This is a genomic window from Variovorax pasteuri, from assembly GCF_051216435.1.
Classification (GTDB): domain Bacteria; phylum Pseudomonadota; class Gammaproteobacteria; order Burkholderiales; family Burkholderiaceae_C; genus Variovorax.
The window spans coordinates 463,010-475,068 of record NZ_JBPJZS010000004.1; the positions used below are offsets into that span (position 1 = coordinate 463,010).

General features: G+C 65.1%; 11 protein-coding genes. 8 read left to right on the forward strand and 3 right to left on the reverse strand.

The annotated features are described in order from the left end of the window. Positions 1–14: 14 nt before the first annotated feature. Genes ACSFBM_RS18515 through ACSFBM_RS18530 form a run of 4 tightly spaced genes read left to right on the forward strand, consistent with a single transcriptional unit; the run spans position 15 to position 4,382 of the window. Positions 15–1,046, forward strand: a complete 1,032-nt coding sequence (locus ACSFBM_RS18515; protein WP_435485642.1) for an amidohydrolase family protein — start codon at positions 15–17, stop codon at positions 1,044–1,046. Further along, positions 1,043–1,948, forward strand: a complete 906-nt coding sequence (locus ACSFBM_RS18520) for a VOC family protein (RefSeq protein WP_435485643.1) — start codon at positions 1,043–1,045, stop codon at positions 1,946–1,948. The genes ACSFBM_RS18515 and ACSFBM_RS18520 overlap by 4 nt, the downstream gene beginning before the upstream one ends. 23 nt (positions 1,949–1,971) lie before the next feature. Next, complete coding sequence (locus ACSFBM_RS18525; RefSeq protein WP_435485644.1) at positions 1,972–2,835, forward strand: fumarylacetoacetate hydrolase family protein; 864 nt, start codon at positions 1,972–1,974, stop codon at positions 2,833–2,835. Beyond that, entirely contained in the window at positions 2,832–4,382 is a 1,551-nt protein-coding gene (locus ACSFBM_RS18530) for a bifunctional 3-(3-hydroxy-phenyl)propionate/3-hydroxycinnamic acid hydroxylase (protein WP_435485645.1), read from the forward strand. The genes ACSFBM_RS18525 and ACSFBM_RS18530 overlap by 4 nt, the downstream gene beginning before the upstream one ends. On the opposite strand, the gene ACSFBM_RS18535 is transcribed toward ACSFBM_RS18530, so the two are convergent. After that, positions 4,295–5,287 carry a helix-turn-helix domain-containing protein gene (locus ACSFBM_RS18535; protein WP_435485646.1) on the reverse strand — a complete coding sequence of 331 codons (993 nt, stop codon included), beginning with the start codon at positions 5,285–5,287 and terminating at the stop codon, positions 4,295–4,297. The genes ACSFBM_RS18530 and ACSFBM_RS18535 overlap by 88 nt on opposite strands. A gap of 277 nt (positions 5,288–5,564) precedes the next feature. Between ACSFBM_RS18535 and ACSFBM_RS18540 the strand changes: the two genes are divergently transcribed. From ACSFBM_RS18540 to ACSFBM_RS18550, 3 genes are all read left to right on the forward strand, one after another. Next, positions 5,565–6,329 (forward strand): nuclear transport factor 2 family protein, encoded by a 765-nt coding sequence (locus tag ACSFBM_RS18540; protein WP_435485647.1) that lies wholly within the window; start codon positions 5,565–5,567, stop codon positions 6,327–6,329. A gap of 16 nt (positions 6,330–6,345) precedes the next feature. Next, on the forward strand, positions 6,346–6,723 hold the full coding sequence (locus ACSFBM_RS18545; protein ID WP_435485648.1) for an antibiotic biosynthesis monooxygenase family protein: 378 nt from the start codon (positions 6,346–6,348) through the stop codon (positions 6,721–6,723). A gap of 223 nt (positions 6,724–6,946) precedes the next feature. After that, positions 6,947–9,061 carry a LamG-like jellyroll fold domain-containing protein gene (locus ACSFBM_RS18550; protein ID WP_435485649.1) on the forward strand — a complete coding sequence of 705 codons (2,115 nt, stop codon included), beginning with the start codon at positions 6,947–6,949 and terminating at the stop codon, positions 9,059–9,061. Between the two features lie 43 nt (positions 9,062–9,104). Here ACSFBM_RS18550 and ACSFBM_RS18555 read toward each other — a convergent pair whose 3' ends face one another. Both ACSFBM_RS18555 and ACSFBM_RS18560 read right to left on the reverse strand, forming a co-directional pair. Continuing rightward, a complete protein-coding gene (locus tag ACSFBM_RS18555) occupies positions 9,105–10,085 on the reverse strand; it encodes a Bug family tripartite tricarboxylate transporter substrate binding protein (RefSeq protein WP_435485650.1) in 981 nt (326 codons plus the stop codon). A 32-nt stretch (positions 10,086–10,117) separates the two neighbouring features. Then, positions 10,118–11,062, reverse strand: coding sequence for an alpha/beta hydrolase (locus ACSFBM_RS18560; protein WP_435485651.1), 945 nt, complete (start codon positions 11,060–11,062; stop codon positions 10,118–10,120). A 79-nt stretch (positions 11,063–11,141) separates the two neighbouring features. Between ACSFBM_RS18560 and ACSFBM_RS18565 the strand changes: the two genes are divergently transcribed. Beyond that, positions 11,142–12,044: a LysR family transcriptional regulator gene (locus ACSFBM_RS18565; RefSeq protein WP_435485652.1), complete on the forward strand. Its 903-nt coding sequence runs from the start codon at positions 11,142–11,144 to the stop codon at positions 12,042–12,044. Positions 12,045–12,059: the final 15 nt, after the last annotated feature.

Below are 12,059 nucleotides of genomic sequence, written 5' to 3' on the forward strand. Positions count from 1 at the left end.
CCGGAGTTCGAGGCGTGCACAAGCTCGACTGCACCTGCGGCATCGACGTGCATGCGCACGTGGTGCCCGAACACTTTCCGAACTACATCGGCTCCAGGCTGCCTGCCGAATGGCCCTCGATGGCACCGGCCCATGCCTGCCACCGCCACGTGATGATCTCGGGCAAGGTGTACCGCACGGTCTCCGACAAATGCTGGGACACCGCGCGCCGGCTCGAGGACCTGCCGGGCATGGGTCTCGCACTGCAGGTGGTCTCGCCGATGCCGGAGCTCCTGTCGTACTGGATGGCTGCGGACGATGCCCGTCAGCTGCTGCGCTACACCAACGACTGCATGGCGCAGATGGTGGCGCAGGGCGACGGCCGCATCGCGGCACTGGGCGCCGTGCCGCTGCAGGACATCGATATGGCGATTTCCGAACTCGAATACGTGATGAAGACCCTGGGCTTTGCCGGGGTGGAGATCGGCAGCAACATCAACGGCGTGCCGGTGGGCGCCCCGCAGTTCGATCCCTTCTTCGAAGCTTGCGAGGCCCTGGGTGCGGCGGTGTTCGTGCATGCCCTGCGCCCGGCGGGCATGGACCGGCTCGTGGGCCCGGCGCCGTTGCAGCAGGTGCTGGCCTATCCGGGCGACGTGGGCCTGGCGGCCGCCTCGGTCATCACGACCAACCTGCTGGTGCGGCGGCCGCGCCTGCGCATCGCTTTCAGCCACGGCGGCGGCACGCTGGCCGCGTTGCTGCCACGCCTGCAGCAGGGCTGGGACGTGTTCCCGGCGCTCAAGGAAAGCATCGCCATGTCTCCTGCCGAGCAGGCACGACGGTTGTTCTACGACACCCTCGTGTTCGACACGCCCTTGCTGCGCCACCTGGTGGAGCGGTTCGGGGCCACCCAGCTGCTGCTGGGCACCGACTACCCCTTCAACTTCCACGACCGCACGCCGGTGCAGCGCGTCGAGGCCGCGGGCTTCGACGAAGACACGGCGGCGGCGCTGGTGCACCGCAACGCCGAGCGATTCCTCGGCCTCCACATGAAAGAAACGACCCCATGAGTTCCCCCTGGATCCAGGGCCTGCGCAGCGTGGCGCTGTTCGTGCCCGACCTCGTGCAGGCCGAAGACTTCTACACCCGCACGTGGCAGCTCGAAGTGGCGCATCGGGCGCAAGGCGTGCTCTACCTGCGCGGCACGGGCAACGACGCCTACCTGCTGGCGCTGCACCAGGGCGGGGAGCTGCCGCAGATCCGCCAGGTGACTCTGCGCGCACGCAGCCGCGAGGCGCTCGATGCGGTTGCGGCCCAGGTGGTGGCCGCCGGCGGCACCCTGCTGGCGCAGGTGCACGAACTCAGCCGCGACCCGGCCGGCGGCGTGGGCCTGAAGTTCAAGGACCCGCATGGCCGCATCTTCCAGGTGGTGCACGGCGACACGCAGCGGCCCGAAGGCGCCGCAGTGAAGGACCGGCCCATCCGCCTGACCCACGTGGTCCTGAACAGCCACGCGGTGGACGAGACGCAAGCCTTCCTGCAGCAGGCGCTGGGTTTTCGCCTGGCCGACCGCACCGGGATCATGGCCTTCATGAATTGCGACCGCGACCACCACGCCATCGCCATCGGCATCTCGGACAACGATGCGCTCAACCACATCGCCTTCCTGATGCCGGACTTCGAGTCGGTGATGCGTGGGGGTGGCCGCATGAAAGATGCGGGCTTTCCCATCCAGTGGGGCCCCGGCCGGCATGGCCCTGGCAACAACCTCTTCAACTACTTCCTCGATCCCTTCGGCGTCGTCATCGAGTACACGGCCGACGTGGAGCAGATCGACGACAGCTACGAGGCGCACGGCCCCGAGCATTGGAAGTGGCCGCCCGGCCGCGTGGACCAGTGGGGCATCTCGCCCGCGCCCGGCGCCGCGCTGAAAGAAGCGCAAAGGCGCATCTTCTTTGCACCGAATCCCTGATTTCCCAACCGAGTGACGTCCCGATGAAATTCACCACCTACCTGCGCCAAGGCGCACCCCGCCTGGCCCTGGTCGAAGGCCAGGACCTGATCGACCTGAACGACGCCGACACGCAGCTGCCCACCGACCTGCGCGCCGCGCTGCGGACCGGCGTCGACCTGCAGGCCGCGGCACGCCAGGCGCTCGCGTCCGGCAAGCGGCAGCCTCTGGAGGCCGCGAAGCTGGCGCCGCTGGTGCCCGAGCCCGGCAAGATCATCTGCCTGGGCCTGAACTACTACGACCATGCCAAGGAAGGCGGACGCGAGAAGCCGGACTACCCCTGGTTCTTCTTCCGCGCGCCCTCGTCGCTGGTGGCCCATGGCGAGGCGGGCTGGCTGCCCAAGGTCTCGACCCGCTTCGACTACGAGGCCGAGCTGGCGGTGGTGATCGGCCGCACGGTGCCCCGGCACACGGAAGAGGCCGATGCGCTGCAGTACGTCTTTGGCTACAGCTGCTTCAACGACATGAGCGTGCGCGACTACCAGAAGCGCACGCCCCAGTGGACCATCGGCAAGAACTTCGACCGCACCGGAGGCTTCGGGCCGGTGCTGGTCACTGCCGACGAGCTGGCGCCGGGGGCCGCGGGCCTGCGCATCCAGAGCCGCCTCAATGGCCAGGTGATGCAGGACGCCAACACCGACGACATGATCTTCAGCGTTGCCGAGACCGTCGCGCTGCTGGCGGAGGTGCTGACCCTGGAGCCGGGCGACGTGATCGTGATGGGCACGCCCGCGGGCGTGGGCCAGGCACGCAACCCGCCGGTGTGGATGAAGGCCGGGGACACCATCGAGATCGAGATCGACCGCGTCGGTCTTCTTTCCAACCCCATCGCGGACGAGGCGGCGTGAGCACGGGCGACATCTACGACGTCGCCATCGTCGGCTACGGGCCGGCGGGGCAGGTGGCGGCCGGACTGCTGGGGCAGCGCGGACTCAAGGTGTATGTGTGCGAGCGCCTGCCTGATGTCTACGAGATTCCGCGCGCCATTTCGCTGGACCACGAAATCATGCGTGTGTTCCAGCAACTGGGCGTGGTGGAGGCCATCGAGCCCTACACCGAGCCGTTCACCAACTCCGAGTATTTCGGTGTCGACGGCCAATTGATCCGCCGCATGACGATGGTGGCGCCGCCCTATCCGCAGGGGTACACGCCTTCCATCGTGTTCACGCAGCCGCCCGTGGAGCGTGCGCTGCGTGCGCGGGTGGCGCAACTGCCCAACGTGAAGGTGGACCTGGGCGTCGGCATGAGCGCGCTCGCGCAGGACGACGAGGGCGTCACGCTGCAGATCGATGCCGAAGGCCAACGGCGCACGGTGCGTGCCCGCTATGCCATTGCCTGCGACGGCGGCAGCAGCGGCGTGCGCACGCAGCTGGACATCGAGATGCAGGACCTGGACTTCGACGAGCCCTGGCTGGTGGTCGATGTCCTCGTCAACGAACAAGGCCTGGCCAAGCTGCCGAAGGTGAGCGTGCAGTACTGCGAACCGCAGCGCCCCTGCACCCTGGTGGTCGGCCCGAAGAACCATCGCCGCTGGGAGATTTCGATCCTGCCGGGCGAAGACCCCAAGGAGGTTGCCACGCCGGAGCACACCTGGAAGCTGCTCTCGCGCTGGCTCGCGCCGGAGGATGGCGAGTTGTGGCGGCAGGCGAGCTACCGCTTCCATGCGCTGGTGGCCAAGGAATGGCGCCGCGGCCGCGTCTTCCTGGCCGGCGACGCGGCGCACATGCAGCCGCCCTTTCTCGGGCAGGGCATGTGCCAGGCCGTGCGCGACGTGGCCAACCTGAGCTGGAAACTCGCGGCGGTGCTCCAGGGCGAGGTGCGCGGCGCGGCGGGCGAGGCGCTGCTCGACAGCTATGGTGCCGAGCGCCAGGCCCATGTGCGCGAGCTCACCAGCCGCATCAAGGGGGTGGGTGCAGTCATCTGCGAGCGCGACCCGGCCAAGGCAAGGGCACGCGATGCACGCCTGCTGGAGGAGTGCGGCGGCAAGGTGCAGGACACGCCGCGACAGGACATCCTGCCGCGCCTGGCGTGCGGTCTTCTCTCGGCGGCGCACGGTGCGGCACGCGGCAGCCTGTTTCCCCAGCCTTGGCTCGGTGGCGCGGCGGGGCAGGGCCGGCGCATGGACGAAGTGGCAGGCCATGGCTGGCGGCTGGTGCTTGCGCCGGGCCTCGCGCTGGTAAAGGCCGATCCGATGCCGGGCTTCGTCACGCTGGCACTTGGCGGGGATGACGACGCGGAAGGTGTCGCGACAGGCTGGTTCCGGCAGCATGAATGTGTCGCAGCGCTCGTGCGGCCCGACAACTACGTCTACGGCACGGCTCGCAGCGCCGCCGAGGCCCTCTTCTTGTGCGAAGAGGCCGGCGCGGCGCTCGGTTTGTCGGCCTGCGTCGCCTGAGCCTGCGGGGCTTGCTGATCCAACGCCGCATGCGACTCGCGGAACTCGAGCGGCGTGCGGCCCACCATCCGCTTGAAGAACTTGAGGAAGTTGGTCGGCTCGGTGAAACCGAGCCGGTGTCCGATCTGCGCGGCTGTCGCCTCGCTGTGCACCAGCAGGCGCTTCGCTTCCAGGGCCACCCGGGTGTCGATCTCCTGCTTCGCGGTGCGGCCGACAGCGGCAATGCATGCGCGGGAGACGGTGCTCTCGGAGAAGCCTATGCGCCGTGCATAGTCCAGCACGCTCATGCGCCCGGCGTAGTTCGATTCGAGCTCCCGGGCGAACAGCGCGTGGATCTGCGCCTCGCGGGCCGCGCCCGGAGCCGGAAGCGTGCCCCGCAGTTCGCGCGCGAGCCTCAGCAGCAGGGTCAGGAGCTCGTGCCTGATGATGGCCGCCTCCAGGTCCGTTCCCACGAAGCGCTCGACGTCCGCGGAAAGCCGGCTGATGTCGGCCAGCGCCTCCATGAAGAGGCCCTGGCTCGGCATGGAGACGGCCGGCCAGTCGCGCAGGGCGAGAAGCCGCATGTCCGTTTCCGAGCGTCCGGCGGAAGGCGCCAGTGCCTCGTTCGAAATGAGGGCCAGCTGACCATGGAGGCCTTGGTGCATGTGCCACTGCTGCACCTGCCGAGGTCTTACCAGCAGCACCGAACCAGGTTGGAGCTCGTGCTCCACGAAATCCACCATGTGTCTGGTGCTGCCTTCCTGTACGAGCAGCAGGTGGTGGAAGTCCACGCGCTGCGGAGCAGACATTTGCCGGGGCGTCGTGCGCTGCCGGAGATCTTCGAGCGTGAATGCATCCACGCCCACCTTCGCGAGCCTGGGGTTGTGGAAGCGGACTTCTTCGAGCTGGGCCTGGGCGCGTTTCATGGGTGAAAGTCTAGCGGCGATCACCGCCGAAATTCCCAGTTTCAACCATCGAATGACGTGAACAGACCTTTTCCCGTGAGTCTCAAGAATCCAGAATTCCCTCATGAGATTGACACAGAACACAGCTGCAATCTGGTTGGTTTGAGCGTCGTCCATGAAAGAAATGACCATAAAGTTCTCACGCCCTTTCCGCTTCGCGGTCCTCGCACTGGCCACAGCAGGCCTGACTGCGTGCGCCAGCGCCCCTTCCACCAACGCATCCAAGGAGAAAGCCCCCATGACACAGAAAAAGCAGCAAGTCGTCGCCTTGCTCAAGGCCATCGAAACCGGTGAGGCCGCACCCGTTGCCGTCATCAATCCGGACAAGTACATCCAGCACAACCTCGGCGCGGGCGACGGCCTGGCCGGCTTCGGCGCGCTGCTGCAGCAACTGCCCAAGGGTTCCGCGAAGGTCAACACCGTTCGCGTCTTCCAGGACGGCGACTACGTGTTCACCCACACCGACTACGACTTCTTCGGTCCGAAGATCGGCTTCGACATCTTCCGTTTCGAAGCCGGCAAGATCGTCGAGCACTGGGACAACCTGCAGGAGACGGCGAAGTCGCCGAACCCGAGCGGCCGCACGATGACCGACGGCCCGACGGAGGCTGTGGACCTCGACAAGACCGAGGCCAACAAGAAGCTGGTTGCCTCATTCGTCGACGACATCCTGGTCAACGGCCGCATGGACAAGCTGGCCGGCTACTACGACGGCGACAACTACGCACAGCACAACCCGCAGATTGCAGACGGACTCTCGGGACTGGGCAAGGCACTGGAGGCCATGGCCAAGGCCGGTCTCACCATGAAGTACGACCAGGTGCACAAGGTGCTGGGCGAGGGCAACTTCGTGCTCACCGCGAGCGAGGGTCAGTTCGCCGGCAAGCATGTGGCCTTCTACGACCTGTTCCGCGTACAGAACGGCAAAATCGCCGAGCACTGGGACACGATCGAGGCCATTCCGACGCGCGCGGAGTGGAAGAACCCCAACGGCAAGTTCTGAGCGAAGGAAGACGCCCATGAAAGCGATATCCAGACTGTTGCTGGCCGCCGTATCGGCCGGTGTCCTGGCGATGCAGGCGAGCGGAGCCGCAGCGGCGGGGGCCCCGGCCAAGGTGATCGAGGTGGTCACCTTCAAGCTGAAGCCAGGAGTCACCGCGGCCGAATTCCAGGTCGTGGACAAGGAAGTGGAAAAGCAGCACGTCTCCAGGCAACCGGGCTTCATGTCGCGCGAGAGCGCGGCGGGCGAGGGCGGGGAATGGCTCGTGATCGTGCATTGGCGCTCGAAGAAGGACGCCGACGCGTCGATGGCAAGTTTCGAGAAGGCCCCGGCGGCGGGGACCTTCATGTCGAAGATCGATGCCTCGACCATGTCGATGAAGCGCTACGAGCATTGAAGGGCAGGGGTCGCTGGGGCGGGGCGATGCACTCGGTGCCGGATGACATTTCATGGTCTTTCGAAAGCGCCATGTGCCATAAACGTCACGCGGAATGCGTCCTTCACCCTGTACAAGCCGGGCCACGAATCGTTTCGACTTATCGATCCGCGCGAGCGATTCGTGCGCATGCATCGGCATGCATGTTGCAGTCCGGTAGTTGACTCAACTACACCGTTCTGCAATGCATTCGGACAACGAAAACAAAACTACTCTGGATCGACGATTTTTTTGCGTCAGCGCAATTGGCCTCATCACGCTGGGCACAACAGCGTGCGGAGGTGGAGGCGGCAGCTCCTTCGGAGGGAGCGCCGCTGCAGGGACCGCGGCGACGGATGCAGCACCCCTTGCGGCAGTCGATCCCTCCAGCGAAGCCGTTGTCGCGCCTGCGGTGGATCCGGCTCCCCAGGCACGCGAGTTCGTGCATCCCGGCCTTCTTCACACCGAAAGCGACTTCGAGCGCATGCGCCAGAAGGTCAATGACAAGGCGCAACCCTGGCTCGACGGCTGGAACGCATTGACAAGCAACGGCCGCGCGCAGCTCGGTGCGCAACCGCGCCCGCTGGCCACCGTGATCCGCGGCGGCGACGGCGAAAACTTCGCGCAGATGTACATCGACATCGCGCGCGCCTACCAGCTCGCACTGCGCTGGAAGGTATCGCAGGACACGCGCTATGCCGATCTGGCCGTGGTCTTCCTGAACGCCTGGTCTTCCACCCTGACGTCCATCCAGGGCAATGCCGACCGCTTCCTCGCCGCGGGCATCTACGGCTACCAGTTCGCGAATGCGGCGGAGATCATGCGCTCCTACCCGGGTTGGGCAGCGAGTGACTTTGCGCGCTTCCAGAACATGATGCTGACCGTGTTCTATCCGCTCAATCACAGCTTTCTTACAGCGCACAACGGCGCGGAAATCACCAACTACTGGGCCAACTGGGACCAATGCACGATGGCGTCGGTGCTGGCCATCGGCGTGCTGTGCGACCGGCTGGACATCTACGACGAAGCCATCGCCTACTATAAGACCGGCCAGGGCAACGGCGCCGGCCTGCAGGCGGTCTATCACGTGCATCCGGGCTACCTGGGCCAATGGCAGGAGAGCGGGCGCGACCAGGGGCACAGCACGCTGGGCATCGGGCTTGCGGGCACGTTCTGCGAAATGGCGTGGAACCAGGGCGACGACATCTACGGCTACGAGAACAGCCGCTTCCTGGCCGGCGCCGAGTACGTGGCGAAGTCCAATCTTCTCGACGGCTCCGGCGCCTTCTATACGGTGCCCTTCTTCACCAACGTCAACAAGCAGGGCACGCAGTCCGTTCTGTCGACGGGAAGCCAGGGTAGCCGCCGGCCCGTCTGGGAGAGCGTGCACAACCACTACGCCAACCGTCTGGGCGTTGCCACGCCTTACACCGAACTGCAGGTCGCGCAGATGCATCCCGAGTCGGATGGCGGCAACGGCGATCAACTGGGTTTCGGCACGCTGACCTTCACGCGCGACCCGCTCCCTGCATCTGCGCAGCCGAGCGGCCTGACCGCAAGGCTGCGCGGCGCCCAGGTGGTGCTGTCGTGGTGGGGTTGCACCGGCGCGGCCAGCTACTCGGTGCGGCGCGCCGAGCAGGCAGGCGGCCCCTACAACACGATCGCCTCGGGCATCACGGACGTGCTCACCTTCACCGATACCGCCTTGAGCGCCACGGGCGTGTACTACTACGTGATCGTTGCCGCCATCGCCTCGGGCGACAGCGCTGCGTCCAACGAAGAGCGGGTGGCCATGCAGCCCGAACTGCTGCTGCAGTGGAAGCCCGACGGCGGCGCGAGCGCTCCCGTCAGTCTTGCAACCGGCCTGGCGAAGAACGCCGCCGACTTCACGGTGTCGATCCGCGTGCTGCTGGACAGCGCCGCGACATGGTCGCGCCTCTTCGACTTCGGCTCCGGTGAGCGCCGCTACATGATGCTCACGCCGCGCAGCGATGCCGGTGCGGTCCGCTATGCGATCTCCACCGTCCATGGCTACAACGAACAGGTGATCGATGGCACCGCAGCACTTGCCACCGGCCGCTGGGTGCATGTTGCCGTGACCTTGTCGGACACGATCGGCACGCTGTACGTGGACGGCGTCGTTGCCGGCACCAATGCCCAGATGACGCTCGCGCCCTTTCACCTCGGGGAGACGACGCAGAACTGGCTCGGCCGTTCGCAGTTTTCCAATGATCCCGACCTGCAGGGGCGCGTGGACGATTTCCGCCTCTACAGCGGCGCACTCGGCGCGACGGAGATCGCCGCGCTGGCGACGGGTTGAGGCGGTGGTTCGGGGACGACCTTGGTGCCGAGCTGGCAGCGCTCTAGTTCTTGGGAAGATTGCTTTGCCTGACCAACTGCTCGTACTGCGCGTGGCTTTGAGCGACAAAGGCGCCGAATGCTTGCGGGGTCGCGGGCTCGGAAATCTTGACCCCGTAGTCCGCGAACCGTGACTTCACCTTCTGCTCTTTCAACACTTCGGCGAGGGCCACGTTGAGCTTGTTGACGATGGGCGCCGGGGTGCCCTTGGGTGCAAAGAAACCTGTCCAGAAGTAGAAGTCCATGCCTTTGAGCTGCGGCGTTTCGGCGGCGGAGGGAAGCTCCTTGTTGCCGAGATCGCGGTCTTTGCTCAGGACGCCAACGCCGGTCACCTTGTTGGCCTTGATGGGCTCCAGAAGCGCCGGCAGCCCGGAAACGGCGACGTCGACATGTCCCCCCATGACGTCGATCACGATCTTGGAGGCACTCGCGTAGGGGATGAAGTTCATCTCGACCTTTGCTCTGCGCTTGAGGTCTTCCATCGCCAAAGCGGGTAGCGAGCCTGCGCCGGTGGCGCCATAGCTCAACTTCCCGGGATTCTTCCTTGCGTAAGCGATGAGTTCGGAAAGGTTGTTGATCTTCATGGCAGGATTGGCAACGACACCCAGTCCGCTCGTTCCAAGCGGGCCGATGGGCTCCAGATCCTTGTAGGTGTAACTGGCGCTGCCTTCCGTCAGCGGGGCAAGGACGACGTCAGAGACGATGCCCATCAGCAATGTGTAGCCATCGTTCGGTGAACGGGCTGCTTTCGCCACCCCGATCATTCCCCCTGCGCCTTGGATGTTCTCGACGATGACCGGTTTTCCGATCTTCGCCTCGAGGCCTTGAACAATGAGGCGTGCAAAGACGTCGACGGTGCCGCCCGGCGCATACGGGACGATCAGCTTCACAGGGCGGTCGGGGTATTCGGCTTGGGACGCCAGCGGCGTCCCTGCCATGACGCCGAACAATGCTGCGATGCTGGCGAAACGCGCCAGAACTTTCATAAATGTCTCTTTCTCTGGTTTTGGGGGAGGACTCAACGCGCAAGCCAGGCGGCAACGTGACGGAAGACCTCGTCGCTGTTGCTATCCATCATTGGAAAATGAGAGTTCCCTAGAACCCCCTGTGCGGGCAGGTCGAGGACGGTGACGTCCGAGGTCTGCGACACCGCCGAAAAATAGCTGTCGGCCTGCTTGCGGTAACCCATCCAATGGCTGCCGGATGGCTCGATGTGGTCGCCCCACACGACGAGGTGCGGGGGAAGGGCCCTGGAAGGCAACTGTGCAGGCATACCACCGGGCTCGACCGCCACAACACGTTTCACCAGTTCGGGCTTGCGCCGTGCCACTTCGACTGCAAAACCCGCACCCTGACTGTGTGCGACGACGATGCACGCACCAACGCGTTCCACCAGGGCCTCGTAGGCATCGAGGATCATTTCCTCATGTGCGGGCCACCGGGGGACCCATTGCTTGACGAAGTCGTCGAAGGCGTCGACCGGGAACAACTGCCCGGGAAACACGTGGCGGTCCACCTTGTCGATGGAATAGGCCAAGCCCAGCCTGAAGGTCTTCCAGCCTTCTTCTGCGGTCCGGAACACAGGTGGCTCGCGATAGATCTGCGGAGACATGGCGAAGGACGAGCGCCCGCGCTCCACTGCATCGCAACACAACACGTCGTAGCCCGCTTCGAGAAAGCGCCAGAGCCACCCGGGACGACCGTCAGGCGTTGTTTCCCAGGTTGCTCCCGTCATGCCGCCGCCGTGCCAGAGCAGCACCGGAAGCGCATGCTTCGGGGAGGCGAGCTGGAAGTGCTGGGCATACATCTGGCCGTACACGTGATGCCCGTTGGGATTGACCTCCCGGGGCGCGCCGTTGAGAACCATGCTTCTGTGTTCGACCGGAAGGTTGGACAGCGCGATGGTCCTGCCGCCGACAAAGATATTGCCAATTGATCTGAGGTTGAGCGTCTGGGTGGTCATGGGGAATCGGTTTGTCTCTTCGAGGTTAAAAGTGCCCCCTGATACAGTCAAACGCATAAAAAGCACTGATTGTTGAAAAATGCGCATCCAATACAGCGTTGACGATCTTCGCGGCTTCTGCAGCCTCGTCCGACTGGGTCAATACACCGACGCGGCCAACCAGCTCTGCATCACCCCGTCGGCGCTCAGCCGGCGGATACAGAACCTTGAGCGCGCCATAGGCGGGCGGGTGTTCGATCGCACCACCAGGAAGGTCTTGCTCACGCCTGCAGGGGCCGCGCTTTATGAGCGAGTTGTTCCGCTGCTCAGCGACCTGGACAATGGCTTGACCGAAGCCGCGCGCGTCGCAAGGGGAGAAGAAGGTGCGTTGCTCATCGCGACCGTGGCCACGGTTGCCTATTCGAGACTGCCGCAGGTCCTGCCGCATTTCTCCAAGCGCTATCCAAAGGTGTTCCTCTCGATTCGCGACGGCATCGCCGCCTCGATAGCAACCCTCGTCGAGGAGCGCGTCGCCGAGTTCGGCATCTCGACCCATATGTCTTTCGGACCGGCGCTCGAGGCCACGTCCATTGCCCACTACGGCTTCAACCTGATCGCCCGCACCGCGCACCCCGCACTGAAACGGCGCAGGTCGGTGGCCTGGACCGACCTGCCGGCGCTTCGAGTCGTCAGCCTGAACCGGCTCAGCTCCACGCGACTGCAAATCGACGACGAGTTGGCCGGGCATTCCTTGCCGACGCCGTGGCATATGGAGGTCGATCAGCTGTCGACGCTGCTCGGTCTCGTCCAGAACTGGGGCTTCACCGCCGTGCTCCCGTCGATCTTCGATGCGTCCGCAATCGGTTTGCGGGCCATCCCGATCACGGGGCCGGAGATCCGACGGGAGCTTTTCCTTGTGAAGCGACGAGATGTATCGCTGTCTCCACATGGCGCCTACATGTCAGATCTCCTGGCAACGGCCTTGCGCGCCGCCGGCGAGTAGTTGCTCAACGCCATG

What these genes read in the sequence shown, in the direction of transcription:
- ACSFBM_RS18520 (WP_435485643.1), top strand. Translation starts at nt 1,043, where the DNA reads ATGAGTTCCCCCTGGATCCAGGGCCTGCGCAGCGTGGCGCTGTTCGTG.
- ACSFBM_RS18525 (WP_435485644.1), top strand. Translation starts at nt 1,972, where the DNA reads ATGAAATTCACCACCTACCTGCGCCAAGGCGCACCCCGCCTGGCCCTG.
- ACSFBM_RS18535 (WP_435485646.1), bottom strand. Translation starts at nt 5,287, where the DNA reads ATGAAACGCGCCCAGGCCCAGCTCGAAGAAGTCCGCTTCCACAACCCC.
- ACSFBM_RS18540 (WP_435485647.1), top strand. Translation starts at nt 5,565, where the DNA reads ATGACACAGAAAAAGCAGCAAGTCGTCGCCTTGCTCAAGGCCATCGAA.
- ACSFBM_RS18545 (WP_435485648.1), top strand. Translation starts at nt 6,346, where the DNA reads ATGAAAGCGATATCCAGACTGTTGCTGGCCGCCGTATCGGCCGGTGTC.
- ACSFBM_RS18550 (WP_435485649.1), top strand. Translation starts at nt 6,947, where the DNA reads ATGCATTCGGACAACGAAAACAAAACTACTCTGGATCGACGATTTTTT.
- ACSFBM_RS18555 (WP_435485650.1), bottom strand. Translation starts at nt 10,085, where the DNA reads ATGAAAGTTCTGGCGCGTTTCGCCAGCATCGCAGCATTGTTCGGCGTC.
- ACSFBM_RS18560 (WP_435485651.1), bottom strand. Translation starts at nt 11,062, where the DNA reads ATGACCACCCAGACGCTCAACCTCAGATCAATTGGCAATATCTTTGTC.
- ACSFBM_RS18565 (WP_435485652.1), top strand. Translation starts at nt 11,142, where the DNA reads ATGCGCATCCAATACAGCGTTGACGATCTTCGCGGCTTCTGCAGCCTC.